The organism is Collimonas sp. NPDC087041 (assembly GCF_044745265.1).
Taxonomy (GTDB): Bacteria; Pseudomonadota; Gammaproteobacteria; order Burkholderiales; family Burkholderiaceae_D; genus Collimonas.
The window spans coordinates 16942-40592 of the sequence record NZ_JBIUZX010000005.1 but is presented as its reverse complement, the minus strand read 5'-3'; the positions used below and the strand labels follow the sequence as shown (position 1 = coordinate 40592).

Below are 23651 nucleotides of genomic sequence, written 5' to 3'. Positions count from 1 at the left end.
ACAATGCTCCAATCAATCCCAGAGGTTCACGACCTGGGCGGTTTTAGTAGGGGTGGCGGTCGGTTCGGGCAGCTTGACGAGCAAGCCGTGTGGCAGGATCGGCCCGACATCGGCCAAGCCGGGATTCAGTTCCAGAGCCGCCTCGACGACATTGGCAGTGGCGCCCAGGTGACGCCAGCACAGCAAATCAAGCGTGTCGTGCTGCTGGGCGCGTACCTGCATCAAATCAGCTCGACCGTGACATGCGGACGGCCAAGGATGTCGGCAATGGCCCAATGTGCATTACGGCGTTGTTCACCTGGTGCGTTATCCAATGCCTCCATGGTTTTCTTATCCGACAGGGAGGACGCCGTGCTGTCGTAATCCCGATAGCGCTCGATCAGATCGGCCTTCGCGGTGCAGTAGACCGCGCGCCGGTAGTGGGCAAGCAGCTCGCTTTCGCGGTTGACCCGATCCGCCGGCACGGCCGCCAGCGCAGCGAAACCGGCGGCAATCTGTTGGCGCTTCCAGTCACGCAGCTCGGCGTTGACGTGCATGACGGCGGCCACTATCGCCTGGATCAGGCGCGGCGCCGTCACGGTGCCATCCAGACGCATGGCCTCACGCATATCCTGCAGCGAGATGTCGGGGTAAAAGCCGTCGTTCTCGACGCAGCCGGCGTCCGGTACCGTGGCAGTACCGCCGCCGGAAGGCGGCGCAATGGCAATGAAACTCATAAAGTAAAACTTTCGTCATATTCGGGAGTAGATAAACCGGCGGTGGGCGGGCGTCAGACAGACATCGCAGTGAAGCCGTCATCGACCCGCGCCGCCGTGCGCCAGGGGGTGCTCGTTTAACCAGGAACGGTTTTTACTATTCGGGCGCGCAAGCGATCCATCGTCTGTTTCACGCCAACGCCAGGGAACAAGGTCAGAGCGCGCTCCATCAGCTGATATACCGCTTCCGCCTGCGGTAACTTGGATGCCGGCAGCAGCTCGTTGCCGTCGGCGTCCAGCACAGCCAGCATCGCGTAGGCGGCAGCTTTAAGCAGCTTGGCGCGTGCCTGATCGGGCGCATCGCAGTGGTCCGTCAACTGCAGCACGCGCATCAGGATCTCGACGGCAGCCACCGGGTCAGTGGCCAGCTTGCCTTTGAGGTAAGCCGCCGAGAATTCATCCAGCAACATCGTCGGGATATCGCGGTTGAACTGGTCCGGCAAAGTCAGCTTGTGGGCTACCGCATAGCGCGCCATCTCGACCGCCCGGTCGTACTCGCCGCAGTCGATATGCCATACCAGCAGTGACGTAAAGACATCGTCCTGACCACCTTGGCCTTTCGACAGCACGCCATCAATCCAGTCCTGGTACTCCGGCAGCAGTTCCGCCTTAATAACGATCTTGCGTTCCATCGATTGGATATTGCTTAAGGTGCGGCGGTCGTTGGCCAATTTGTAGAGCATCAGCTCATAGGCGCTGCCGGCAGTGACGCCGCCAGGCGCGGCGTCGGCAGCGGCACGCTCGGCCAAGACACGTGCTTTATGGCGCTGGGCGGGAGACAGATCACTCATATCAATCTGCCAGGTGGATGTTTTCGATGACGGCGCCCAGGCCCAGATCCTCGATCACGTAGGCGTCATTGGACGACTCATAGTTCTCGATACGGTCGCGCTTGGCTTCATCGACCACCCGGCGCCGGCGTGCCGATTCCTGCCAGTAGATCGACAGATTGTCGAAACGGGTGATCAGGATCGTGTTGTCGGGGAAGAAGGGGACTGCTACCGCCTGCAGGCCGCCCATTCTCTTTTGGCTGATCACGATGTCGGTGGCCAGAGTTTCAGTCGGCGCCTGCTTGGTATTGACCAAGGGGAAATATTTGTCGTGCAGCAGATTGCGACCCACGATGGCGACCAGGCCAGCATCTTTCTGATACCAGGGATCGAGCAAGGTGAGGGCATCGAACACGGTGGCGTCCAGGTTCGCATAATCGCCGCCGGCACCAATGACGACCTTGCCGGCGGTTTTACCCTCGTGCATCACGCGTTGCGGCGCTTGCTCCCGATAGTGCTGCAGCCAACCCTTGTTCACATCCTGCAGCAGTGGATTCTTGTCGATGTCGGTGTCGGCAGCGATGGACAGGCCATTGAAGCCGATCATCATGCGATCTAACGCCTGGCGCTGCAGGATCGCATTGGCGATGCGCTGCTGGAAGTCCGGAAACTTGGCCCAGGCGTCCAAGGTTTGATATTTGATGTGGGTGTCGAAATTGGTCTTCTCGCAGCGATAGCCCCGGTTGTCCAAGGCGGTCAGGTCACGCGTCTTGCGGTCGGCTTTGTCGGTGTCGGTGCGGCTGGCAATCGGGCCGGAAATGCCGAGGCCAATCTTTTCACCTTCCTGTTCGGTCACGCCATAGATATTGATCTTGCCGAGGAATTCGCTCGACTCCTGGATCTTGCTTTCCAGCTTTTGCTGCACGCTGGGCGCCACGCCAAAGGTGCTGGCGACATTGCTGGTGTCGTTCAATTGCGCCAGGCGAGCGGTGTACTTGTCAAAGGCGATGCGGGTAAGTTTTTTCATGTCGGTTGATTCCTTAATGTGTGGGGGCGGTGGTCAAGCTGGGGCAGGCAGCGCTTAGAAATCCGTTTCCGCCACGCCGTCGCCGCCGGTGGCAGCCGGGCGTTGGGTTGCGTTCGCGTCCGTGGAGTCGACCTGTTGGCGAAATGCCGCGAAATCTTCGGTGGTTTGCTTCAAGGCGGCTTCCAGTGCGTCCACGCGGGTCTTCTCAAGCGCGAATTGATCGGCGCTGACATTCGCATGCGTCGCCAAGGTTTCGACGGCGTCGACTAGCTCGTTAAAGCGCGCATCGTCACCGGTGGCTTTATTGGAGAAACGTTTCAACAGATTTTTAACGGTGTCGGACAATTTGATTCCTTCGGAGGCAGTAGGGGAGGGTTCGTCGAATTCGAGTGCGGTTTCCACCGCCGCCGTAAACAAGTTATTGGGATCTTGTTTGCGGCTGGCGTAGGGATTCTGGTCAGGGTTCTTGGCGGCAAACGACAGCACTTCCGTGCCGAGGCTGGCGGGACTGTCGGTCACGGCCAGGCCAACCAGGTAAGCCTCTCCGGTGTCGGAGAACTTCGGATTGATTTCGATGCTGGTGTAAATCTTTTGGCGTGCCTTGTTCATCGCCACCAGTTCCGGCGTCGGCGAGATTTGTGCATAGAGCGCCAGTTTCTTGACACCGCCCAGCTCGACCTCTTCGGCCTTCACTGCCGTCACATCGCCATAGGCTTTAAAGGCACCGTCTGCCCAGGTGCTGCGCAGGTGTTCGACCCAGATCCGGGCGCCATAGACTTGCGGATCGAAATTGGCCGCCATTTGTTCAATGAAGGCGCGATCAATGACGCGGCCATCGGTGGTGGCACCTTCCACGGCAACGCGGAAGAATTTGGATTTGGGGGCAGCAGCTTGACTTGTCGGCATGGTTGGATGTTGGGCAAGTTGGAATACCGCCATGGTCATCATTCCTGCGCCAATCAACAATCGGCAGTGGGTTGGTAACGCTATTAGCGACTTCCCGACAGGGGCTTTTAGCGCGTAAGCCACCTACGCTTGCCGCATGTCAGAAACCACTCCATTCAAACTATCGCCGCGCTCTTCCTCGCGTGCGCAAGGAACGCGCAAGCCGTTGGCGCCCGCTGTCGTCGATGATCCCGCCGCACTACGCGACGCTGCCCGCAGTCTGTACTGGCAGGGCTGGCGCATCTCGTCCATCGCCCGGCATTTGAAGGTGCAACGCAGCACGATTGCCAGCTGGAAGCAGCGCGATCAGTGGCATTTGTCGACCGCCATCGACCGCGTCGAGGGACAAATTGAAGCGCGCATGGTGCAACTGGTCAGCAAGGAAGTCAAAAGCGGCAGCGACTTCAAGGAAATCGACCTATTAACGCGCTCTCTGGTGCAAATGTCGCGCAAGCGCCGCTATGACGGCGGCGGTAACGAGGCCGATCTCAATCCGAACCTGGACAAGAGAAACGCCGGCCCGAAGAAGAAGCCGACCCGCAACGAATTTAGCGACGAGCAACAAAGTCAATTACTGGACGCCTTCCGCGATTCGCTGTTCGACTACCAAAAGGTGTGGTATCGCAACGGCCACGAGAGAACACGGGTCATCCTGAAATCGCGCCAGATCGGTGCGACCTGGTATTTCGCCCGTGAGGCGCTGGCTGACGCTTTGGCGACTGGTCGCAATCAGATCTTCCTGTCGGCATCCAAGGCACAAGCGCACGTTTTTAAGCAATACATCGTGCAGTTTGCGAAAGAGGCCGCCGGCGTCGAACTGTCGGGCGACCCGATTGTGTTGCCGAACGGTGCGCACCTGTATTTCCTCGGCACCAGCGCCCGTACCGCCCAGGGCTACCACGGCAATTTTTATTTCGACGAATTCTTCTGGACCCACAATTTCACGGAACTGAACAAGGTGGCGTCCGGCATGGCGATTCAGAAGAAGTGGAGAAAAACCTATTTTTCGACACCATCGTCTGTCAATCACCAGGCGTATCCGTTCTGGATCGGCGAGGATTTCAGCAAGCGTCTACAGAAAGCAGGTAAGGCCAAGATCGATGTGTCGCACACCAGATTGTCGAGCGGCTTTACGGGAGAAGACAAGATCTGGCGCCAGATCGTCACCATTCTGGATGCCGAGCGCGGCGGCTGCAACCTGTTCGACCTCGATCAGTTGCGCGATTACGAGTACAGCCCCGACCAGTTCGACAATTTATTGATGTGTAACTTTGTCGACGACAACAAGTCGATATTTCCGCTGGCCGAACTGCAGCGCTGCATGGTCGACGCCTGGGACGCGTGGGATGACGTTAAACCATTTGCAGAGCGCCCGTTTGGTTATCGCCCGGTGTGGATTGGCTACGACCCGTCATTGAGTGGGGATAGCGCTGGTTGTGTAGTGCTGGCGCCGCCGGTCGTCGCTGGCGGCAAGTTCCGCGTCCTGGAGCGCTTCCAATGGCGCGGCATGGATTTCGCGGCGCAGGCCGAAGCCATCCGGCAAATGACCTTGCGCTACCAGGTCGAATACATCGGCATCGACACCACCGGCATGGGCATCGGCGTGTTTCCGATTGTGCGCCAGTTCTTCCCTGGCGCCACAGCCATCAACTATTCCCCCGAAGTGAAGACCCGCATGGTCTTAAAAGCCAAGGATGTCATCAGCAAGGGACGCCTGGAATTCGACGCCGGCGCCACCGACCTGTCGGCGGCCTTCATGGCGATTCGCAAAACCATCACCGCCAGCGGCAGGCAAGTCACCTACGACGCCGGCCGTACCGCCGATACCGGTCACGCCGACCTGGCTTGGGCATGTATGCACGCGCTCGATCACGAACCGATTGAGGGCATTTCCGAATCCACGACCTCATTTATGGAGATTTTTACATCATGAAGAAACAACGTTTTAAACACGCACGGCAACACGCCGCCGCGCCGCCAGAAAGTACGCCGTCAGCAGCAACGCAGTCGATGGAGGCGTTCTCGTTTGGCGACCCGACGCCAGTGCTCGATCACGCCGACATCATGGAGAACCTGGAATGTTGGCTCAATGGTCGCTGGTATGAACCGCCGATCAGCTGGCAGGGCTTGGCAAAATCGTTTAACGCCAGCGTCCACCACAGCAGCGCCATTCACTTCAAGGTCAACATCCTGTCGTCCACCTTTGTGCCGAATAAATATCTGTCGCTGGCAACGTTTAAGCGCCTGGCGTTGGACTTCATGACCTTTGGGAATGCCTACCCAGAAAAGCGCACGAGCCGCACCGGCAGGTTACTCGAGATCAAGCACGCGTTAGCCAAATACACCCGGCGGGGCAAGGAACTCGATAACTACTATTTTGTGCCTGGCTGGCAGCAGGAGTATGCATTCACCAAGGGTGCGCTCTTCCATTTGATGGACCCGGATGTGAACCAGGAGGTGTACGGCATGCCGCAGTATTTATCGGCCTTGCAGTCGGCGTGGCTCAACGAGTCCGCCACGCTGTTCCGCCGCAAGTATTACCAGAACGGCTCGCATGCCGGCTTCATCCTCTACATGACCGACGCCGCGCAGAACATCGAGGATGTCGACAAGCTGCGCCGTGCATTGAAGGAAAGCAAAGGGCCGGGCAACTTCCGCAACGTGTTCATGTACGCACCCAACGGCAAGAAGGATGGCATCCAGATCCTGCCGGTGTCAGAAGTAGCGGCCAAGGACGAATTCTTCAACATCAAGGGCGTAACCCGTGACGACCTTCTGGCCGCGCACCGGGTGCCGCCGCAACTGCTGGGCATCATGCCGAGCAATGCCGGTGGCTTCGGCGCGGTCGAGCCGGCAGCGCGCGTGTTCGCCCGCAATGAGCTGGTGCCGCTGCAATCGCAATTTTTAATGATCAACGAATGGATAGGAGAAGAGGTCGTGAAGTTCGACAAATACCTACTGGACAGCATGGAAGGGAAGAGCCCAGCATGAGCGACGTAGCTGACCGCGCCGAGTGGCGCATTGCCAAGGACATTGAAAACGCCATGGCGCATGCACGCAAGATGCCGCAACTGGTGGCCGATGGGCATTGCCATTACTGCGACGAGGATATCGACCATGGTCTGCTGTTTTGCAATACCGATTGCCGCGACGACTACCAGAACGAACAGAAGGCGCTCAGGCGCGCCGGACGCTGACGGTATACCTGACCCGCTGCCATGTTGTTACGGCAGCGCCTGCATCGCCTCAAGCCGCTTTACGCGGCTTTTTTTACGCCCCGGCATTGTTGTCTTGCTATGAAAAAATGCTGTTGGCTACGACCTTTCAATCGCAGTCCCCCCCACGCCTGCCCGCGCCGTTAAATGCATCGCTTTTAACGCAGTTCGCAAAACCCCTAAGCCCCCAGGCGACGCGGGGCGTGCGGGGAAACCTCCTGCAACGGTTTGACGCAAAATGACGCATTTTTGGAGTGAACCCCTGCGACCAGATCAGGGGGCATCAAGTCGCCTGTAATGCGTATTCCGCCTCGAATTGGTAGGATGGCTGTTCTGCAATATCGAGTGCCGTGACGACTATGAAAAGCAAATCGCAGCTAAGAAACGAGCAGGACTATAAGACGGCAAATCCACGGGCCTCGCCTGAGTACTATTTGGTAGTGGGGGACGCCACGGACGATTGATGATCGGCAAACGCTAGCATTTGATTTCCCTGTGGAGTTTCTGGAAATAGAAAATGGGGGCGTTCGTTTAGATTAAATATGATCGTTTCCATGAAGTCTGTCTCGGCGTCATATGGCGGCGTAATTTCAAAGGCTGAAATATGGTAATCGCTTGGTTGATCGTGGACGAACCAAAATCCCAATGGTAAAAACTTTATCACATGCCCATACAGTGGGTTCGTGCGCAAATTAAAATTTGATAGGTCGGAAAGTACTGCATGCTTTAGGATGACCTGTTGTCGCGACAAATAAGGCCAGCAATACAGTCTCCAATCCTTGGGGAAAGTTGCAGTCGGATTGAGGAGGTAATCGCGGAGTGAATCGTTAGCCCCCAAAGATTCTCGCTTTTCTAATGTTTCTTGCACCGCGTGAGCGGCTAGCATGTGACCGATTAGCGCTCGAATGACCAAAGGGGTACGAATTTTTATGTGAACGAACCTCGCATATACTTGGTTGGCGGTCTGCATGATTTGCGTGAGCATATCTGTGACAAAGACTTTTAACTCAGGATCGTATAGGGTGCCGAGCAACGTGTTATTACATCCTCCACAGATAGTTCTGAATTTCACGCCGCCTTGAATCTTTGGGCCTCGAAGGGTGCCATCCGCGGACATCAGCGGTCGCAGAATTACGTCAGGGAGTACACCGCAGCCCTTTGGCGGAACGTGGTCGGCTGTAAGTTTTCCATGCGTGCCGCAAATAACGCAGAAGCCGATCCTATTGGCCCCTAGTATATTGGCCCTTGATCGCAGGTTTTTACTATGTTCACCCATCAATATACTCGCTCATAGGGGGCACGTTTAGTCAGTTGGCAGCATGTGGCGGACCTAGATTTCTCAAAGATTTTCGTATTCATCTTTCGAAACCTTCCACTGAAGATCACATCCTTGTCCAGGGCAATTTACAGTTAATCCCGAATATGTTCTGACAAACTGTCCTCTCCCCAATGTTCCGCCGTGTGTCGCTCTTGCTCGCCATTCGTGACCACATGAGCATTTGAAAGTAAGTGCGAGGATGTCTCCCTTTATTTGCTGAGCTGGGCCATTAAGTGGCGCGCTCCCGACATGAACCCATTCAGGGTTGCTGATTTTTAAATCCATTCTGATTCTCCTATTGTTGTTGTCATTGTAACTTAGGGAATTTGCCCAATTGACATGTGCTTGTCCGTTGGCGGTAGACGCAGCGGCACTTGCTGGGGGGAGTATCCCCACGCTCTATTAATTGCACTATCTTGGATTCCCAAGATACGAGGGGAATGTGGGAGCGGTTTGACGCAAAATGACGCACTTTGCGCAGAATTTAGCAAAATCCAAAAATGCGTTTATACTGTACATACATACAGTATTTTGCAACTTGGAGAATATTATGCGCCTCACCGACATGAACGAATTTGACGCAGTAATTGCACGTGCGCAACCAATTATCAACACGATAGTAGTGCGCCATCGCTCTGCAGGAGTGCCACTCACCTGGCGGCTTATGCACTCGATAGAAACGGAAGTCCTGGACGAGTTGAACCGATCCAATGATCTGCAGCCGGCCTATGTCAACCTGATTAAGCATTCTGGCGTGTTCAATTACCCGCTGAATGATGATCCCGTGGATTTTGGCGGATCAAGTGCGATTGCCTGCGCGTTTTCGATGATCTATGACGCGTTCCACAGGGTCCATTAATTCACTCAACGTATTGTCGGGCCTGCGCAGTTCGCTGTCGTCGGGCCAACTTTTCCTTATTCCTATAAATCAAATATTTGAGGTCGAAAATGTTTGTCCGCGTGGAATGTCTTTGGGACGAGGGGCGTAGGCTTGAGCGCGAAGTGCTGGCCATGCGCAAGATGAATTGTGTGTGCGGTGAACTTCGCCTTGAAAGTTCTAAAAAGAATGTAGGCTTGGCCTACCGACCGACTTTTGTGGCGCGGTTGCTGAATGGGGGATTTGATTCGCTGTCACCACTTCAGGATGCTGCGATCACATGGGTTTATCGGGATCACATGCTGATCACTGGCCTTGAGGCAGACGAGGTATTGCATCGGACGTTTGCACAGAGTTGGCGGGTAGAGATATTGGAATTGACGGCGCAACAAAAAGCACCAGTGTTGGTAGACTAGATTGGATCTGTACTACCGAGGTCCGAATTATGTGCACAAACTACAATGCAACACCTCGCGACCGGCTGCCGTCGATTGCCAAGACCATGGTACCCAAAGACTTGGACTGGCCGCACGAAATTTACAACGACTACAATGCGCCGATAATTCGCCGCGGCGTCGACGGCAACGAAGTGATCCTGGCCAGTTACGCCATGGTGCCGAAGCGGCATATTCCTCCTGGCGTCAAAAAATTCTCCACCATGAATGCACGCGCCGAAACAATCGGCGAGAAGCGCAGTTACGCCAAGCCTTGGCGGGAATGTCAGTTGTGTTTGATCCCGATGGAATCGTTTTACGAGCCGTGCTACGAGACTGGCGCAGCCGTTCGCTGGAGCATTGGAATGGCTAACCAAGCATCGTTTGCAGTCGCCGGCCTGTGGCGTACATGGCATGAGCCAGACGGATCGACGACGCATTCGTTCACGCAGATTACGGTAAACGCCGACGACCATCCGCTGATGAATCGATTCCACAAACCTGGCGAAGAAAAACGGTCACTTGTGATTGTTCCACCGTCCGAGTACGACGACTGGCTAGAATGCCGAGATCCAGAGCGTGCCAGATCATATCTACAACTCTGTTCAGCTGAAATAATGATTGCGCATCCAGAGCCGAAGCCAAAGAAGCAGAAAATGCCCGAATCTAACGGCTCTCTGTTCTGACTGCAACAACAGAAGCGACGCTATAAGCTGGAGCGCGTAGTGGTCACCCCCACCACGCCTGCCCACTAAATTAGTCGGTTTTGATTCAAATTTCCAAAAATGGTGCGCATGCGGAGAAACACCCCTGAAGGCCTAATTGTGGTGCTAGCGCTGAGATGCAATCTCAGGCTTTTATTGACCTGCGGCTGGGAGGATATGAGCTGGGGGCCATTTTAGTAACAGGGGGGGCGATTCGTGAGCGCGAAATCCTCGAATGGCCATAGGAGGCGCTACAAGTTAGCTGGATTTATCACGTATCTCTCGGAATGAACGCGGCCATGAACTGCATTGGTGCGAGTGATATTAATTCCGTGCTTCCGTAAGGTTGCAGAGTACTTTGTAATATCTACCGAAAAAGCACATACGATCGACAGCGTACTTATGCTCTGCTTCCAACAGAATTTGATATCAGACTCCGTTTTCTCAGGATTAGTTGTTTGTATGCCCGCTGGTGCCCCTGGACGCATGGGAAACGTTTTATTAAGGATCAGCTTACCCTCACCGCCCTCGGCAGAAAGTTGTTCGTTCGCATTCATCACTTTTACATCAGTACCAAAAGTGTTCAGAAAGCGCTCCAATACCTCGGACGCTGTTTGAGCGCCGGATAAGTCTACATCTGAGTGAAAAATCAGCCACGCGCCATCGATTTTGAGTGATGTTTTTTCTCTAAGCGCCATCAATAACAGCACATATGGGTCGCTACCACGGAAGGTTTTAGAAATAAGCGTTACCACGGTTCCAAAATCATTAATCCCGTCGATAAAATTCAAATGTTCTACATGATCTGGGTTTTTAATGGCTGCATTAATATCGGTGCGCTTTACACCCATACTTTCGCTCAACTTAATGAAATTATCTGAGTATTTTATTTGGTATAAGCCGATAGGAAGGTCGCCTTTGTGTGCGACACGATCTCTAATTTCACCTATTTTTTTTGAGGCAATGATGTTTTGACGAATCTGGTCCGATAGAAATCGAAGTATCTTTTGTCGAATTTCTGGTGAGTCTCCGGGGCCAATTCGAAGTTCGCGGCCAATTTCTTCTCTTAATTTCTTGTATAAATCATCGGGAAATTCGCTCTTCGGCGAAGCTTCCAACGCCGGATTTGGCAGTAGCGCGTGCACATAGCTGGCCAAAATGCCATCGCGAGCTACAGGATCGAAATTTTTGAGAGTTGCAAGCATGATTTTTTACATCTCAATGATGTCAAATTCGTTCCGGCCAAGATTTTCAATTATGTATTCCTTACCGATAGATGCACGGCTCGCAGGCGCGACCAATCTAAGTTTGGCTTCCACCAACGCCCTCGGAATCACATAAACCAAAGGTCGCCATAGAGGAAATTCGGCGTGCGCTGCCATGTAAACTATTTCCTCAGCCTCGTCTGACGTTATTTGTCCATTATCCCGCCATTTAATCGCTAACGCTTGCAAGGAGGCTTTTTGCTCACCAATTTTTGCACTGTGCCGATCCGACTTCGTTACATCACCGACCAACTGCTTATAGATGGCGCACGGATCAGAACTTGGTGCCGTTAAAGCACTACCTGAGTAGTGCCCGTGCTTGGAGCTGTCAAACGTCTCACTGCACCATATGTAATGCACGTCACCAAGAAAACGTTCGCAAATATGGAACTTAAGGAATACGTTCGTTGAGTATAGTACTGGGCTTGGTGTTGGCACAGGAACGGGCTAAAAATTAGAGGAATGTGTTGCCAGAATATAACATGGGCTTCAAAGAAGAAACTATTTTATGCAATGATTTTTTAGCAATGCAAACGGCTTGAGTACATCTTAAGCAATTTAGCGTGAAAACTACTACACAATCCCAATCCTCATCATTGTGACATAGCACGAGATAAGTTTCGCGATAAAGCCAATGCTCGTGCACTGGCATTCGAACTCTGTAGCATTGCAGAGCAGAACAAATGGTTTGTCGCTGGTCCATTTGAAATAAGTTCGCTACCATCGCAGCAAGCTAAGGTTGTAGGTAATTGGAAAAAAATGTAGGTAAATTCTTTGTGCAAGCTACTGCGTTTTTCCGGAAGATTGAAAAAAAGTGATACGAGATTGGCGCCCAAGAGGAGGGGTGTCCACAATTGGTTAGTGCCGACAGTCACCTTAAATATTTTTAATGGTATTTTTCATGGTATTTAAAGAGTAGGCGATTGTGAAAGCCAATTAAATACTAGGTCTAAGTGTTTAATTAATAATTGAGTGGGAGTGAGGCTATTATTTAACCTATTGATTTTATTGGGTTTAGTGAGTGCCATTGATGATGTTGACTGTATTATCAATGGCATTTTTCGTGGCATAGGGAAGATGCTGAATCGAAGATATAGCAGATACCATGTGACCGTATCGGCAAACGACATGGTATCGACAACCGGGTGCATTGCAGCGCTTGTGCTGATGCCATCGATGTCCGTTTTCGGCACAAAGCTGACAGATTGCACTATTCTCACTGACGGATATCATCTCGATTTAGGAATTCGCAAGGCATCAATAACAAGCGAAAGCGCTAGCGATGAACGACGACTTGCGTAGTAAAGGTGATATCCGGGGAAAGTTATTCCCCAGTCGTCCAGAACTGTAACCAGCCGACCTGCTGCAAGATGTTCCTGAACCATGTCCTCAGGAAGCCATGCCAGTCCGTGTCCAGCGACAGCGGCATCTGCCATGAGGTCGCTGCGGTTGAACAAAAGACGTCCCTCGACATGGACGTTAGTAATTTTTCCACCATTTTTGAATTCCCACGCCAGTAAGCCACCGTAGGTCGGTAATCGCAAGCCGATACAGTCGTGGTCACTCAGTTCCTGGAGTGATTGCGGCGGCGGATTTCGTTTCAAATAAGCCGGACTCCCTACCACAACCATGCGCATGTCCGGTGCAATTCGCAACGCAATCATGTTCTTTGCAACGTCGCCACCAAGACGAATACCAATGTCAAAACGCTCCGCCACAATATCGACAAAACGGTTGTCGCTGCTGATCTCGATCTTAATTTCCGGAAAATTTGGTAGCCACGGCAATAGTCTTGGCCAAACAATAGATCGGACCGCGTGTTCAGTCGCTGTGATCCGAACATTGCCGACTGGTCTGCCTCGCATGTTGCCCAGGACGGCCAGTTCAGCTTCGATCTCGGCCAATCGGGGTTCGACAGTGAGAAATAGTCGCTCTCCCGCGTCCGTAGGTGAAACGCTGCGTGTCGTCCGGTTAAGCAGTTTTAGATCAAGCCTGCGCTCTAGGGCACGGACAGTTTGACTCAGAGCAGACTGGGTAACTCCCATCTGAGCGGCCGCCCGGGTAAAACTCTTTGCACGCACGACGGCAGCAAACGCCGCGAGGTCATCAAATTCAGCCATTAATTAGTTCTCCTAATAACTGCATGTCGTTTTAACAGTCTAGTCACTGAATGTCAACAGGCCTAAGCTTCGTGACATCAACAAATAACAGGAAAACGTCATGAAAACTCGTCAATTAGGTCGCAACGATCTTATTGTTTCTGAACTTGGTCTTGGTTGTATGGACCTCAGTTTTGGACTTGGGCCTGCTTCGGGTAAGTCTGAAGGTATCGCCTTGATTCGCGGCGCTTTTGAGTGCGGTGTGACCTCTGTCGACATGGCAGAAGTGTACGGACCGTTCTCGGAAGGCCTTAACTCACTTGCTGATCGATAGGACAGAGAAATGACCCGTGTTCTTATCCTCGGCGCAAACGGTCAAGTCGCTCGCCACACAACGGCACGCTTTCTTGCAAACTCGAATGCAAAACTTACTCTTTATCTGCGTCGTGCGAGCCGACTAAAGAACCCAGATCCAAAACGCGTGACGGTGGTCGAGGGTGATGTTCTTGATATGTCAGCTTTGATCAGCGCAATGCGCGATCAGGACGTGGTGTTTGCCAGTCTTGCCGGGGATTTGAACAATCAGGCACAAAGCATCGTGGCCGCGATGGACAAAGCCGGTTTGAAGCGGCTGATCTTCGTCAGCTCAATGGGTATCTATGGCGAAGTACCAGGAGAAAAATATCGCAGCATACTGGATCCATACCGTGACGCCGCTGCCGTCATCGAGCTATCAAATCTAGACTACACGGTTCTGCGTCCCGGCTGGTTTACGCAAAACCCGAAAATCGATTACCAAATCACGCAAAAGGGCGAGCCATTCCTCGGACACGACATATCGTTAAATAGTCTGTCAGATTTGATCGTCAAGCTGTCGCTGGATTCAAAGCTGTATGTCGGCTGCAGTATCGGCGTAAGTCAGTAATTCGCAGTTAAAACCATCATCGGAGAAATTAATATGCAAAAGCGAGAATTAGGTAAAAGTGGATTACACGTGTCCGCTCTGGGGCTTGGCTGTATGGGCTTGAGCTACGGCTATGGGCCGGCGACTGACACGGGAGAGGCGATCAAGCTGATCCGTGCAGGGTTCGAACGCGGCATCACCTTCTTTGATACTGCGGAAGCGTACGGTCCATTCATCAACGAGAGCGTAGTTGGTCAAGCACTTGCGCCAATGCGTGATCAGGTTGTGATTGCAACCAAGTTCGGTTTTCGGGATGGCGATATTAGCAAAGGGCTCGACAGCAGGCCGGAACGCATTCGTGAGGTTGCTGAGGACGCCTTAAAGCGCCTGCGCACAGACCGCATCGATCTGTTCTACCAGCATCGCGTTGATCCTGCTGTGCCGATCGAAGATGTGGCTGGCACAGTCAAGGAACTCATTCGTGAAGGAAAGGTGAAGCATTTTGGTATGTCCGAAGCTGGCGTTGACACTATTCGGCGCGCTCATGCAATTCAACCCATCACAGCGTTACAAAGCGAATATTCACTGTGGTGGCGTGAACCTGAGCGAGAGATTCTTCCACTGCTGGAAGAGCTAGGTATAGGCTTCGTACCGTTCAGTCCGCTTGGTAAGGGTTTTCTGACGGGCGCAATCAACGCTGAAACGACGTTTGGGGCGAACGACTTCCGCAATTCTGTCCCGCGTTTTGCACCAGAGGCACGTCAGGCTAACCACGCTCTCGTCGATGTGCTGGCAGGTATCGCAAAGCGCAGGGGCGTAACCCCGGCGCAACTGGCCCTTGCTTGGCTGCTTGCACAGAAACCATGGATCGTTCCTATTCCAGGCACCACCAAGCTGCATCGCCTTGAAGAAAATGCCGGTGCCGCTGAAATCGAACTGTCAACCGAAGACCTGAGCGAAATCGAATCGGCAGTTTCCGGTGTCCCCATTCAAGGTGCGCGATATTCGGCGGATCGTCAAAAGCTGGTCGGTAAGTAAATTAGCCGAATTAAACCATTTCAATTTAACTACGAAGGATTAGATTATGAACAAAGTGATTGTTGTCATAGGCGCCGGTTCAATCGGACAGGCTATCGCACGCCGTGTAAGTGCCGGAAAGCATGTGTTGCTGGCAGACCTGAAGCAGGACAATGCGGACGCCGCCGCAAAGGTTCTTGCTGATGCTGGATTCGAAGTAACAACGGCTGTTGTCGATGTGGGCTCACGTGCATCGGTTCATGCGCTTGTTGAAACGGCTACAGCGCTTGGAAACGTAACGGGCCTGATTCATGCAGCCGGTGTTTCACCGTCCCAGGCCACACCAGCTACTATCCTAAAGATCGATCTGTACGGCACCGCCCTGATTCTGGAAGAGTTCGGTAACGTAATCGCCGAGGGTGGCGCGGGAGTCGTTATTGCATCGCAATCCGGGCACCGCTTGCCTGGTCTTAGTACAGAGCAGAACACGGCGCTCGCCACTACTCCCACCGAGCAATTACTCGCGCTTCCGATGCTGCAATCGGATCAAATTAAAGACTCTCTGCATGCCTACCAGCTTTCGAAGCGGGGAAATTCCCTGCGGGTTATGGCCGAAGCAGTTCGTTGGGGAAAACACGGCGCGCGGATCAATACCATCAGTCCGGGGATTATCTTCACGCCCCTTGCTAGGGATGAGCTGAACGGCCCTCGCGGCGAAGGCTATCGCCGCATGATCGACCTGTCTCCTGCCAAACGCGGCGGCACGCCCGATGAGGTCGGTGCCGTTGGCGCACTGCTCATGGGCGAGGATGGCTGTTTCATTACCGGCAGCGACTTCCTCATGGACGGCGGGGTAACAGCGTCGTATTGGTACGGCGAACTTGCCGCAAAATGATCGACTAAAAAAATTGGCGTTATTGAGCCAATTTTTCGTACTCAATAATGAATAGATCCAATGAACCTAAAGGAAATATCTTATGCAACTCAAACGCGTAGGCTCGCAGCCATCAATAAAAGGTCCTGAAGAATATTTCACAGGGAACGTACGAATTGACATGCTCAATATCGCACCCGAGCCGTCCCGTGTCTCGTGTGCCAGTGTCACATTTGAACCTGGGGCCCGATCGGCGTGGCATACACATCCGCTCGGACAAACACTGATCGTCACCGCCGGATGCGGATGGACGCAATGTGAAGGTGAACCGATCGTAGAGATCCGAGCGGGTGATGTGATCTGGTGTCCTCCGGGTCATAAGCACTGGCACGGTGCCACGCCAACAACTTCGATGACACATATCGCAGTTCAAGAAGCACTCGATGGTAAAAATGTGAACTGGATGGACAAAGTCACCGACGCACAATATTTTTCAGGCACGCCCACATCAGAATCAAATCCCGCTGCTTAATGGATAAATCTCGATCATCGAATTACTTTGAAAGGAATTTAAATGCAATATGTCACCTTGAACAATGGGCTCCGGATGCCGATCGTAGGCTATGGCGTTTTTCAGATCCCGGACCAGGCTGAATGCGAGCGCTGTGTTGTCGATGCCATTGGAGCCGGGTATCGGCTTATTGATACGGCAACCTCCTATATGAACGAAGAGGCAGTAGGTAAAGGGCTGAAAAACTGCGGTGTACCGCGTGATCAACTGTTCGTCACATCCAAGCTTTGGGTGCGGGATACTGGCTACCAGAATACGTTGACGGCCATCGACAAATCACTACGCCGATTGCAGCTTGACTATCTAGACCTCTACTTAATCCATCAACCGTATGGCGATGTGCACGGTTCTTGGCGCGCCATGGAAGAAGCCTTCAAGGCAGGTAAGTTGCGCGCCATCGGCGTCAGCAACTTTCAACCGGATCGTCTGATGGATATCATCGCGTTTAATGAAATTGCGCCTGCGGTCAATCAAATTGAGATCAACCCTTTCCATCAACAGGAGGAAAGCGTGAGTTTTATGCGCGATAACGGCGTGCAGGCGGAAGCCTGGGCACCGTTTGCCGAAGGGCGTAATAATCTTTTCCAAAATAAAGAGTTGACATCGATTGGCGAAACGTACGGCAAATCAGTTGGACAAGTCGTGCTGCGCTGGTTGTTTCAGCGCGGTGTGGTGTCACTGGCCAAGTCTGTTCGAAAAGTCCGAATGGAGGAAAATCTAGATATTTTCGATTTTGTGCTTTCCGAAGACGAAATGTTACGGATTGCAAAAATAGACGCAGCTAAAAGTAGTTTCTTTTCGCACCGTGACCCCGCAATAGTGAAGTGGATGAGCGAGCGAAGACTTGATTAAGCCAGCAAGCTGGAAATCTCCTCCGCCAATATTTGTCGAAAATTAATGATTAGTCACATGGCGCAGATGTTCTGCACAGCATTTTTGAATGTCTGCTTCGTGGGGACTTCGATGTCCGTTGTGGGCACCAAGCTGCCACTCGAAAAACGCTTTTCGTCGGGCTGCGCGAGCTGTACTGCTTACAGCTTTTCTTAACATGGTATTTTGTATGGTATCGACAAGCAGTGCAAACGCTAGTTGTTTGATTTTATAGCGTTTTTAGGTGTTATTGATCATCGAGTGGGAATTATCTGATGTCTAGCACTCGCTACTACTCGAAAGTAAAAATGCCTGAAAGCCCGCGTAAATGCGGGCTTTTTTGCTTCTGTTCGACATTAGCAATGACGCCGACGTGGAGCATTGAAACGATAGATCACACGTTGTTTGAAGTCGTCTGCTTATGGCGAGTGCGTGCAGAGTAAAACCCTGCACGCGGCCTCGATGCCACCTTTCCTTTAGATATTTTGACCTACGTACCGAATCATCACCGCCTAGCGCCCAAACGAAGCACGATACTGTTCGGCAGCATCCTCCCTCGTATTGATTTCAACCTGCACGCCGCCGGGGATCTCGCAGAAGAACCGCGAACCTCGAGCGTGCTGCAACACGCCGGTTGTGAGCTGCGCTCCTGCCGCGCTGAACTGCTCGTAAAGATCAATAACGTCCTGTGCTGTTGGCACTTCGAACCCGATGTGGAAATTCTCGGGCCATTCGACGGCGCGTTTGCCACTGCCGTCAACGACGATGTCGAAGTCGTGTCGCTTGACAATCCTGGAGCCGCCGAATGAAGAAATGGTGCAGCCGAGATGCTGTTCGAAGAATGCGGCAGTCGCGTCGACGTCCGAGGATGGGAAGCTGATGTGATTGAATTTCATCGTCTGATTTACGGAAAACATGATTGACCCCTGATAAATGAGGAGCCATGCCCGAACGATGTTGGAGAGGAGCGCGCCGCGAGGTGATTGCGGCAAAACCGTTGCAAGCGAAGTACGAACGCAAGCCCCGGAACGCATCCCTCCATTGGTGAATGGGAATGGTCCTATGGGCGTTGGTTGACGTAAACGCTTACGGCTGCGGTGCAGCGGTTTGAAATATAGCACGGGCATTTGGCGCGATACAAGCTGAAATTCGTGCTTAATGCTTGTTACTGCATGCTGCCAACGCGCATCTCGGTGGGGACTCCAGTGTCCAGCGCTATGCAGCACATTCGAGATATCGTTTTCCGATTGTCTAGAACCGAGGTAACTAGAGCGACGCTGCCGCATGGATCATCCGAGGGAATGCATCAGTTAAACGGAATAACACAATCTCCCTCGTTCGGCCGACAACCATCGACGATTGGTGTCCATCCGCGGTGAACGACGATCTGCCGGCCGTCGTGACACAGCTCGATGCGCTCGCTGCCGGGCAGGCGCTCTTGCACGAAGGTTTCTATCGTTGAGGGCAGGCGGATCTTCAGCTTCATAGCGAAGAGGTGAAACTTTCGGCATGTGCGTGCAAAGTGACTGTAACGGTTGCTAGCAGGCAGATGTGACGAAGGGTGGAGGGGAAGGTCATTGATTATTCCTCAGTAATTTGTACGTGTGGAGGCTGCTCATTTCAGAGAGGCAACCAACGCATCCGCACCTTTTTCGATGCCGGTTTTGGCAGCATTGAGCGAACCGAAGGTCGCCGCAATATTCATTGCATTGGGATACTGCTTTGTCACGAACGCCTTCAGGAGTTGGTTGTTCGACGCATCATAGATTTCGACCGAGTAGCTGACCGAGCCCATGAAAATCCCTTCTTTCCCACGCACGGATTGCACAACGTTGTAAGGCATTCCAGCCAGGTCAAAGCGGGTCACCGTCGATGCCACGGCGGTGTTGGTGCCCGCGCCGGTCAAGGTCAATTTGAGCTTGAGCGTATTCGGTCCGGGATTGCTGCTTACTTGAAATCGCTGGCTTAATACCTTGTTGAACGTCGTATCCATGTAGCGGGCGAGTTCCTGTTTGTCCGCTTTTGACAAATCGCCAAACTGATTATCTGGCCCGCTGTAGATAGCAACCGGATCAATGATGATCGCGCTGTATTTTCGCCATTCCACAGGGGTTGAATAGCTGTAGGGAATATGTCCGCTATCGTCGTTCTGATTCGGCGTCAGCTTGGATGACGAGGCGATTCCCGATTACGCAGTCGGTTGCGTGGTCGCGCATGCCGCAAGTGCCATGCAGAACGCTGCGATCAGCGCCAGTCGGCTTGCCTTGATGGATATGTACATTTCATTTCCTCTTCAGATTTTCCATGGGATGACTGTCATCGCCTAGTTTGGGTTGGTGGACGAGCGCGGCATGGTTGCGTTGCGGATCAATGCCTGGCGGTCTTGGATAAGTGAGCTAGAGCGGCTAAATGACATCGAGATCAACTTCCTCGTCCGCTCGTTTCGCGCCAACTCAGGGAGCGAATATAGCATCGAATTTGATATTTGCAAACCGCCTGGTCGGTTTTGTATTGTCTTATAAAATTTGTTGCGCCCCAGCTACACTGGAGCGTCATACAAATTTATTGCGGTGGGGGTGAGGCGAGCCTAGGCCCGCTCAGCGGGACATTTCCGCTGGCTTAGGGAAGGGATTTTCAGGATTTATGGGGGGCTTGTTGCCATTGCGTGCCGTCGAGCAGGCGCTCAAACAAGCGCTGGCGCTCATCCTCTTCGAGCGAACATTGCCCGAGCAGGGAGCTCAGAAGCAATCCCCTGGCGGCGTACCATCGCAGGGTCGCCAATTCAGGATCAACGGCCTCGGCCTTGATGGCTTCGATCTTCTTGGCATCAATCTCTTTGAATTTGGATAAGAGCCCGGGCTCTTCGCTGATGGCGCCGAGGATGGCGAAGGCAACCGATTTTTGCGTAGTGACGGCTTCCCGGGCGACCGCGATTTGTGTCGACAGATTGGCCTCTGGCGACTTGGCTCCGGTATGTGCCATGTACTCCTGGGAAAATTTGTCGAAATATTCGGCCTGGTAATCCAGCAAGGCCTTTAGCACCGCTTCTTTGGAGCGGAACTGGTGCATCAGCCCGCCCTTGCTGATCCCGGCTTCGCGCGCAATGGCGTCAAGCGTAAGCCGGCGCGGGCCGTCGCGCGCAATGATGGCAAGCGCCGCCTGGATGACGATGTCGCGTGTTCGTTCCGATCGCGTATTGTTGTCCATGTATATCCCCAAAGCAAATAACTGCCTGCCAAACCTATCACGATAGCTTAGAATGTCGATGAAAACAATCTTTCTGGTCTGTTTTTGATCGGTCGAGATATCGATGTCAAGTGGGGCTGACCCGGCGTTCAGCCCTTTCTATATATAGCCCTCGGCAATTGCGCAAAACTGGCTGGGGCCGCGCTGTTTCGCTTTTTTTAGAATTCACCATGACAAACAACATCAAAAAAATCATGTTTTCTTTGGCCTGCGTTTCTCCGGCACTGTCGCACGCAGCCGAACTGGAACAGCAGTTGGCGCATTGTTCGGCATTGGCAGACGCCAGCGCGCGCCTGGGCTGCTTTGATGCCTTGGCCAAGGCAACGGCGGAAGCGCCGGTCCCTGCTGCCGCTGCCAGCGCCGCGCCAATCGTGGCGCCGCCGGTAGCTGTAGCGACGAAGGCCGGCGAGTCGCCGATTTCGCAGACGGTGCAACGTTGGGAGCTCGATCCCGATTCCAAGCGCGGCGTGTTCGCGCTCAAATCCTACTTGAACAATTATGTACTGCTGGCGAATTACAGCACATCGACCAATGATGCGCCGTTCGCCAATGGCGAGGCGAATGGGCTCAAACCGCAGCGCACTGAGCTGACATACCAGCTCAGTTTCAAGATGAAGATGGCGGAAGATATCGCCAATAGTCCGGTTGACCTGTGGCTGGCCTATACCCAGCAAAGCTTTTGGCAAGCCTACAACCGCGCCGATTCCAGCCCGTTTCGCGAAACCAATTACCAGCCTGAACTGATTGCGGTGCTGCCATTGCATGCCAGTATCGGCGATTTCAATTTGCGCTATCTCAATTTTGGATTGGTGCATCAGTCGAACGGCCAATCCTCGACGCTATCGCGCAGCTGGAACCGTTTCTATACTGAGCTAGGCACCGAATACGGCAACCTGGCGCTGTCGGCAAGAATCTGGAAGCGGCTGGATAACGCGAAAGCCAATAACGACAACATCGATATCGTCGATTACATGGGACACGGTGATGTGCGGGCCACGTATCGTCAGGACGGTTACGAATATTCATTGCTTGCGCGACGTAATTTCCAGACCGGACACGGCGCGCTTGAGGCCAGTTGGGCGTTTCCGGTCACGACCAACTTGAAGGGCTACCTGCACTTGTTTTCGGGGTATGGCGAAAGCCTGATCGATTACAACTATTCGCAAAAATCCATCGGCGCCGGCTTTTTGATTGATTTCTAGTGCGCCGCTTGCTGTCGCTGTGTGGGAAAAGCGTAAACTGATACTCCTTCTCTTCGACATTCTCTGTCTCGCGAAGGTGTACGCCTATGCATGAGCAGCTATTTTTGCCAGGCTTCGATGCGCCGCCGAGGCCGACAGACCGTCTGTTTTTTGCGCTGATTCCCGCTGCCGAAGCCGCGGCCGCCATCGTCAGGCAGGGCCGGCTGCTGCAGGAGGAATTCGGGATCAAAAGCAGGTTGATTGGAGTCGACCGCGCGCATGTCACCCTGAGCCATGTGGGTGATTACCTGGAGTTGCCCCAGGATGTCGTTACTGCTGCGATGAACGCAGCGGCAAGCGTCAGGGCGGAGCCGTTCGACGTGACATTCGAACGTGTGCTGAATTTCCATGGGCGGCCGCGCAATCGCCCTTTGGTTCTGGTGGGCGGCGATGGTGTTGCAGCGTTGACAGCGTTCCAGCGGACGCTGGCCAAAGCCTTGCAAAGAGCCGGCATCAGAAGCGCGAATTCGCATTACACGCCGCACGTAACTTTGTTGTACAACAAATACAATGTTCCGTCACGCGACATCGAGCCCATCAGTTGGACAGTGCGGGAATTTGCCCTGGTGCACAGCCTGCTTGGCCGCACCCGCCATGTGACGCTGGCGCGCTGGCCGTTGCAGCCTTGAGGTTGTGGATGTAGCCCCGGCAGCGCGGGAATGGCCGTTTTGCGCTAAAATTGAGGGTTGGGTCGAAAATTGCCGAGGATTTTTGGCAAAAAAGCGGCTTTCCAGCTACTCGACCTATCCCCCACACCAGCAAAAAACGTCGTTTTTGATAGTGAAAACGACGAAAAACTGCGAGTATTGACTGTGTCTGACCCGATATCCAGGCGGATAGCCGAGGCTGACGAAATTATGCGAGAAGCGCCGTGACCTACAGCATCAAGGAAATTTTCTACACATTGCAAGGCGAAGGCACCCATGCCGGCCGCCCTGCGGTGTTTTGCCGCTTCAGCGGCTGCAATCTGTGGACCGGCCGCGAAGAAGATCGCAGCAGTGCGGTGTGTCAATTCTGCGATACCGATTTTGTCGGCACAGACGGCGAGGGCGGTGGCAAGTTCAAGAATAGCGAATCGCTGGCGCAAACCATCAATGCGCTGTGGCCGGATACCTACGCCGCCAGCAAATTCGTCGTGTTCACCGGCGGCGAGCCGTTGCTGCAACTGGATGCTGCGCTGATCGACAGCATGCATGCGGCAGGTTTCGAGATTGCGATTGAGACCAATGGCACGCTGGAACCGCCGCCGGGTATCGACTGGATTTGCGTCAGTCCGAAGATGGGTTCGGTGTTGAAGCTGCGCAAGGGCAATGAGTTGAAAGTGGTGATTCCGCAAATCGGCCAGTCGCTGGCTGCATACGAATCGCTTGATTTCGAACATTTCTATGTGCAGGCCATGGATGGCCCGCAACTGGCGCACAATCTGGAGTTGGCGATCGAAACCTGCAAGCGCAATCCGAAATGGAAGTTGAGCTTGCAGACCCATAAGCTGCTGCAGATTCCTTGAACAGATTCAGAT

28 protein-coding genes and 1 pseudogene are annotated in these 23651 nt (G+C 53.3%); 15 read left to right on the top strand and 14 right to left on the bottom strand.

What is annotated here, in order from left to right; genetic code table 11:
* Positions 1-12: 12 nt before the first annotated feature.
* From ACIPF8_RS10695 to ACIPF8_RS10675, 5 genes are all read right to left on the bottom strand, one after another.
* Entirely contained in the window at positions 13-222 is a 210-nt protein-coding gene (locus ACIPF8_RS10695) for a tail protein X (RefSeq protein ID WP_400420683.1), read from the bottom strand.
* Positions 222-716, bottom strand: a complete 495-nt coding sequence (locus ACIPF8_RS10690; protein ID WP_400420680.1) for a head completion/stabilization protein — start codon at positions 714-716, stop codon at positions 222-224. Before ACIPF8_RS10690 ends, ACIPF8_RS10695 begins: the two co-directional genes overlap by 1 nt.
* A 116-nt stretch (positions 717-832) precedes the next feature.
* A complete protein-coding gene (gene gpM, locus ACIPF8_RS10685; protein WP_400420677.1) occupies positions 833-1546 on the bottom strand; it encodes a phage terminase small subunit in 714 nt (237 codons plus the stop codon).
* A 1-nt stretch (position 1547) separates the two neighbouring features.
* Positions 1548-2552, bottom strand: a complete 1005-nt coding sequence (locus ACIPF8_RS10680; protein WP_400420674.1) for a phage major capsid protein, P2 family — start codon at positions 2550-2552, stop codon at positions 1548-1550.
* A gap of 54 nt (positions 2553-2606) precedes the next feature.
* Positions 2607-3491 carry a GPO family capsid scaffolding protein gene (locus tag ACIPF8_RS10675; protein ID WP_400420671.1) on the bottom strand — a complete coding sequence of 295 codons (885 nt, stop codon included), beginning with the start codon at positions 3489-3491 and terminating at the stop codon, positions 2607-2609.
* 103 nt (positions 3492-3594) lie between these two features.
* Here ACIPF8_RS10675 and ACIPF8_RS10670 point away from each other — a divergent pair, with 103 nt between their 5' ends.
* From ACIPF8_RS10670 to ACIPF8_RS10660, 3 genes are read left to right on the top strand one after another with little or no spacing between them, the layout of a single operon-like run.
* A complete protein-coding gene (locus ACIPF8_RS10670) occupies positions 3595-5430 on the top strand; it encodes a terminase ATPase subunit family protein (RefSeq protein WP_400420668.1) in 1836 nt (611 codons plus the stop codon).
* Positions 5427-6488 (top strand): phage portal protein, encoded by a 1062-nt coding sequence (locus ACIPF8_RS10665; protein WP_400420666.1) that lies wholly within the window; start codon positions 5427-5429, stop codon positions 6486-6488. The genes ACIPF8_RS10670 and ACIPF8_RS10665 overlap by 4 nt, the downstream gene beginning before the upstream one ends.
* Positions 6485-6694 carry a DUF2116 family Zn-ribbon domain-containing protein gene (locus tag ACIPF8_RS10660; protein ID WP_400420663.1) on the top strand — a complete coding sequence of 70 codons (210 nt, stop codon included), beginning with the start codon at positions 6485-6487 and terminating at the stop codon, positions 6692-6694. The genes ACIPF8_RS10665 and ACIPF8_RS10660 overlap by 4 nt, the downstream gene beginning before the upstream one ends.
* Positions 6695-7142: 448 nt before the next feature.
* On the opposite strand, the gene ACIPF8_RS10655 is transcribed toward ACIPF8_RS10660, so the two are convergent.
* The gene (locus ACIPF8_RS10655; protein WP_400420660.1) at positions 7143-7988 is read right to left on the bottom strand and encodes a hypothetical protein; all 846 of its coding nucleotides are present in this window, start codon (positions 7986-7988) and stop codon (positions 7143-7145) included.
* 63 nt (positions 7989-8051) lie between these two features.
* The gene (locus tag ACIPF8_RS10650; RefSeq protein ID WP_400420657.1) at positions 8052-8315 is read right to left on the bottom strand and encodes a hypothetical protein; all 264 of its coding nucleotides are present in this window, start codon (positions 8313-8315) and stop codon (positions 8052-8054) included.
* Positions 8316-8580: 265 nt separating this feature from the next.
* Between ACIPF8_RS10650 and ACIPF8_RS10645 the strand changes: the two genes are divergently transcribed.
* The 3 genes from ACIPF8_RS10645 to ACIPF8_RS10635 all read left to right on the top strand — a co-directional run bounded on the left by ACIPF8_RS10645 (position 8581) and on the right by ACIPF8_RS10635 (position 10027).
* A complete protein-coding gene (locus ACIPF8_RS10645) occupies positions 8581-8889 on the top strand; it encodes a DUF2471 family protein (RefSeq protein ID WP_400420654.1) in 309 nt (102 codons plus the stop codon).
* Between the two features lie 89 nt (positions 8890-8978).
* Positions 8979-9323: a hypothetical protein gene (locus ACIPF8_RS10640; RefSeq protein ID WP_400420652.1), complete on the top strand. Its 345-nt coding sequence runs from the start codon at positions 8979-8981 to the stop codon at positions 9321-9323.
* 29 nt (positions 9324-9352) lie between these two features.
* Positions 9353-10027, top strand: coding sequence for an SOS response-associated peptidase (locus ACIPF8_RS10635; protein ID WP_400420649.1), 675 nt, complete (start codon positions 9353-9355; stop codon positions 10025-10027).
* Between the two features lie 269 nt (positions 10028-10296).
* On the opposite strand, the gene ACIPF8_RS10630 is transcribed toward ACIPF8_RS10635, so the two are convergent.
* The 3 genes from ACIPF8_RS10630 to ACIPF8_RS10620 form a co-directional block, all read right to left on the bottom strand.
* Entirely contained in the window at positions 10297-11250 is a 954-nt protein-coding gene (locus tag ACIPF8_RS10630; protein ID WP_400420647.1) for a hypothetical protein, read from the bottom strand.
* Between the two features lie 6 nt (positions 11251-11256).
* Entirely contained in the window at positions 11257-11427 is a 171-nt protein-coding gene (locus tag ACIPF8_RS10625; RefSeq protein WP_400420645.1) for a hypothetical protein, read from the bottom strand.
* A 1112-nt stretch (positions 11428-12539) separates the two neighbouring features.
* Positions 12540-13430 carry a LysR family transcriptional regulator gene (locus ACIPF8_RS10620; RefSeq protein ID WP_400420643.1) on the bottom strand — a complete coding sequence of 297 codons (891 nt, stop codon included), beginning with the start codon at positions 13428-13430 and terminating at the stop codon, positions 12540-12542.
* A 100-nt stretch (positions 13431-13530) separates the two neighbouring features.
* Here ACIPF8_RS10620 and ACIPF8_RS10615 point away from each other — a divergent pair, with 100 nt between their 5' ends.
* The 6 genes from ACIPF8_RS10615 to ACIPF8_RS10590 all read left to right on the top strand — a co-directional run bounded on the left by ACIPF8_RS10615 (position 13531) and on the right by ACIPF8_RS10590 (position 17627).
* Positions 13531-13743, top strand: coding sequence for a hypothetical protein (locus ACIPF8_RS10615; RefSeq protein ID WP_400420641.1), 213 nt, complete (start codon positions 13531-13533; stop codon positions 13741-13743).
* A gap of 9 nt (positions 13744-13752) precedes the next feature.
* Positions 13753-14334, top strand: coding sequence for an NAD(P)H-binding protein (locus ACIPF8_RS10610; protein ID WP_400420639.1), 582 nt, complete (start codon positions 13753-13755; stop codon positions 14332-14334).
* A 33-nt stretch (positions 14335-14367) separates the two neighbouring features.
* Positions 14368-15351: an aldo/keto reductase gene (locus tag ACIPF8_RS10605; RefSeq protein ID WP_400420636.1), complete on the top strand. Its 984-nt coding sequence runs from the start codon at positions 14368-14370 to the stop codon at positions 15349-15351.
* A 46-nt stretch (positions 15352-15397) separates the two neighbouring features.
* A complete protein-coding gene (locus tag ACIPF8_RS10600) occupies positions 15398-16225 on the top strand; it encodes an SDR family oxidoreductase (protein WP_400420633.1) in 828 nt (275 codons plus the stop codon).
* 82 nt (positions 16226-16307) lie between these two features.
* Positions 16308-16736 (top strand): cupin domain-containing protein, encoded by a 429-nt coding sequence (locus ACIPF8_RS10595; protein WP_400420630.1) that lies wholly within the window; start codon positions 16308-16310, stop codon positions 16734-16736.
* A gap of 42 nt (positions 16737-16778) precedes the next feature.
* Positions 16779-17627, top strand: coding sequence for an aldo/keto reductase (locus tag ACIPF8_RS10590; protein ID WP_400420627.1), 849 nt, complete (start codon positions 16779-16781; stop codon positions 17625-17627).
* Positions 17628-18157: 530 nt separating this feature from the next.
* Here the strand turns inward: ACIPF8_RS10590 and ACIPF8_RS10585 are convergent.
* The 4 genes and pseudogenes from ACIPF8_RS10585 to ACIPF8_RS10570 form a co-directional block, all read right to left on the bottom strand.
* Complete coding sequence (locus ACIPF8_RS10585) at positions 18158-18562, bottom strand: VOC family protein (protein ID WP_400420624.1); 405 nt, start codon at positions 18560-18562, stop codon at positions 18158-18160.
* A 389-nt stretch (positions 18563-18951) separates the two neighbouring features.
* Positions 18952-19140, bottom strand: a pseudogene (locus ACIPF8_RS10580) (DUF2145 domain-containing protein); the annotation flags it as partial.
* 120 nt (positions 19141-19260) lie between these two features.
* Positions 19261-19827 (bottom strand): DUF3313 domain-containing protein, encoded by a 567-nt coding sequence (locus ACIPF8_RS10575; RefSeq protein ID WP_400421294.1) that lies wholly within the window; start codon positions 19825-19827, stop codon positions 19261-19263.
* A 452-nt stretch (positions 19828-20279) separates the two neighbouring features.
* Positions 20280-20852: a TetR/AcrR family transcriptional regulator gene (locus ACIPF8_RS10570; RefSeq protein ID WP_400420621.1), complete on the bottom strand. Its 573-nt coding sequence runs from the start codon at positions 20850-20852 to the stop codon at positions 20280-20282.
* A gap of 209 nt (positions 20853-21061) precedes the next feature.
* Between ACIPF8_RS10570 and ACIPF8_RS10565 the strand changes: the two genes are divergently transcribed.
* The 3 genes from ACIPF8_RS10565 (at position 21062) to queE (ending at position 23639) form a co-directional block, all read left to right on the top strand.
* The gene (locus ACIPF8_RS10565) at positions 21062-22093 is read left to right on the top strand and encodes a phospholipase A (protein WP_400420619.1); all 1032 of its coding nucleotides are present in this window, start codon (positions 21062-21064) and stop codon (positions 22091-22093) included.
* Between the two features lie 86 nt (positions 22094-22179).
* Positions 22180-22761: an RNA 2',3'-cyclic phosphodiesterase gene (gene thpR, locus ACIPF8_RS10560; RefSeq protein ID WP_400420617.1), complete on the top strand. Its 582-nt coding sequence runs from the start codon at positions 22180-22182 to the stop codon at positions 22759-22761.
* A gap of 242 nt (positions 22762-23003) precedes the next feature.
* The gene (gene queE, locus ACIPF8_RS10555) at positions 23004-23639 is read left to right on the top strand and encodes a 7-carboxy-7-deazaguanine synthase (RefSeq protein ID WP_400420613.1); all 636 of its coding nucleotides are present in this window, start codon (positions 23004-23006) and stop codon (positions 23637-23639) included.
* Positions 23640-23651 lie beyond the last annotated feature (12 nt).

Bases quoted from the DNA above. Each gene is read 5' to 3' on its own strand.
- ACIPF8_RS10610 (WP_400420639.1), top strand. From the start codon at position 13,753: ATGACCCGTGTTCTTATCCTCGGCGCAAACGGTCAAGTCGCTCGCCAC.
- ACIPF8_RS10590 (WP_400420627.1), top strand. From the start codon at position 16,779: ATGCAATATGTCACCTTGAACAATGGGCTCCGGATGCCGATCGTAGGC.
- thpR (WP_400420617.1), top strand. From the start codon at position 22,180: ATGCATGAGCAGCTATTTTTGCCAGGCTTCGATGCGCCGCCGAGGCCG.
- ACIPF8_RS10695 (WP_400420683.1), bottom strand. From the start codon at position 222: ATGCAGGTACGCGCCCAGCAGCACGACACGCTTGATTTGCTGTGCTGG.
- ACIPF8_RS10655 (WP_400420660.1), bottom strand. From the start codon at position 7,988: ATGGGTGAACATAGTAAAAACCTGCGATCAAGGGCCAATATACTAGGG.
- ACIPF8_RS10620 (WP_400420643.1), bottom strand. From the start codon at position 13,430: ATGGCTGAATTTGATGACCTCGCGGCGTTTGCTGCCGTCGTGCGTGCA.
- ACIPF8_RS10635 (WP_400420649.1), top strand. From the start codon at position 9,353: ATGTGCACAAACTACAATGCAACACCTCGCGACCGGCTGCCGTCGATT.
- ACIPF8_RS10640 (WP_400420652.1), top strand. From the start codon at position 8,979: ATGTTTGTCCGCGTGGAATGTCTTTGGGACGAGGGGCGTAGGCTTGAG.
- gpM (WP_400420677.1), bottom strand. From the start codon at position 1,546: ATGAGTGATCTGTCTCCCGCCCAGCGCCATAAAGCACGTGTCTTGGCC.
- ACIPF8_RS10690 (WP_400420680.1), bottom strand. From the start codon at position 716: ATGAGTTTCATTGCCATTGCGCCGCCTTCCGGCGGCGGTACTGCCACG.
- ACIPF8_RS10585 (WP_400420624.1), bottom strand. From the start codon at position 18,562: ATGTTTTCCGTAAATCAGACGATGAAATTCAATCACATCAGCTTCCCA.
- ACIPF8_RS10565 (WP_400420619.1), top strand. From the start codon at position 21,062: ATGACAAACAACATCAAAAAAATCATGTTTTCTTTGGCCTGCGTTTCT.
- ACIPF8_RS10630 (WP_400420647.1), bottom strand. From the start codon at position 11,250: ATGCTTGCAACTCTCAAAAATTTCGATCCTGTAGCTCGCGATGGCATT.
- ACIPF8_RS10615 (WP_400420641.1), top strand. From the start codon at position 13,531: ATGAAAACTCGTCAATTAGGTCGCAACGATCTTATTGTTTCTGAACTT.
- ACIPF8_RS10595 (WP_400420630.1), top strand. From the start codon at position 16,308: ATGCAACTCAAACGCGTAGGCTCGCAGCCATCAATAAAAGGTCCTGAA.
- ACIPF8_RS10675 (WP_400420671.1), bottom strand. From the start codon at position 3,491: ATGGCGGTATTCCAACTTGCCCAACATCCAACCATGCCGACAAGTCAA.
- ACIPF8_RS10650 (WP_400420657.1), bottom strand. From the start codon at position 8,315: ATGGATTTAAAAATCAGCAACCCTGAATGGGTTCATGTCGGGAGCGCG.
- ACIPF8_RS10670 (WP_400420668.1), top strand. From the start codon at position 3,595: ATGTCAGAAACCACTCCATTCAAACTATCGCCGCGCTCTTCCTCGCGT.
- ACIPF8_RS10660 (WP_400420663.1), top strand. From the start codon at position 6,485: ATGAGCGACGTAGCTGACCGCGCCGAGTGGCGCATTGCCAAGGACATT.
- ACIPF8_RS10625 (WP_400420645.1), bottom strand. From the start codon at position 11,427: ATGGCAGCGCACGCCGAATTTCCTCTATGGCGACCTTTGGTTTATGTG.
- ACIPF8_RS10680 (WP_400420674.1), bottom strand. From the start codon at position 2,552: ATGAAAAAACTTACCCGCATCGCCTTTGACAAGTACACCGCTCGCCTG.
- ACIPF8_RS10605 (WP_400420636.1), top strand. From the start codon at position 14,368: ATGCAAAAGCGAGAATTAGGTAAAAGTGGATTACACGTGTCCGCTCTG.
- ACIPF8_RS10570 (WP_400420621.1), bottom strand. From the start codon at position 20,852: ATGGACAACAATACGCGATCGGAACGAACACGCGACATCGTCATCCAG.
- ACIPF8_RS10600 (WP_400420633.1), top strand. From the start codon at position 15,398: ATGAACAAAGTGATTGTTGTCATAGGCGCCGGTTCAATCGGACAGGCT.
- ACIPF8_RS10665 (WP_400420666.1), top strand. From the start codon at position 5,427: ATGAAGAAACAACGTTTTAAACACGCACGGCAACACGCCGCCGCGCCG.
- ACIPF8_RS10645 (WP_400420654.1), top strand. From the start codon at position 8,581: ATGCGCCTCACCGACATGAACGAATTTGACGCAGTAATTGCACGTGCG.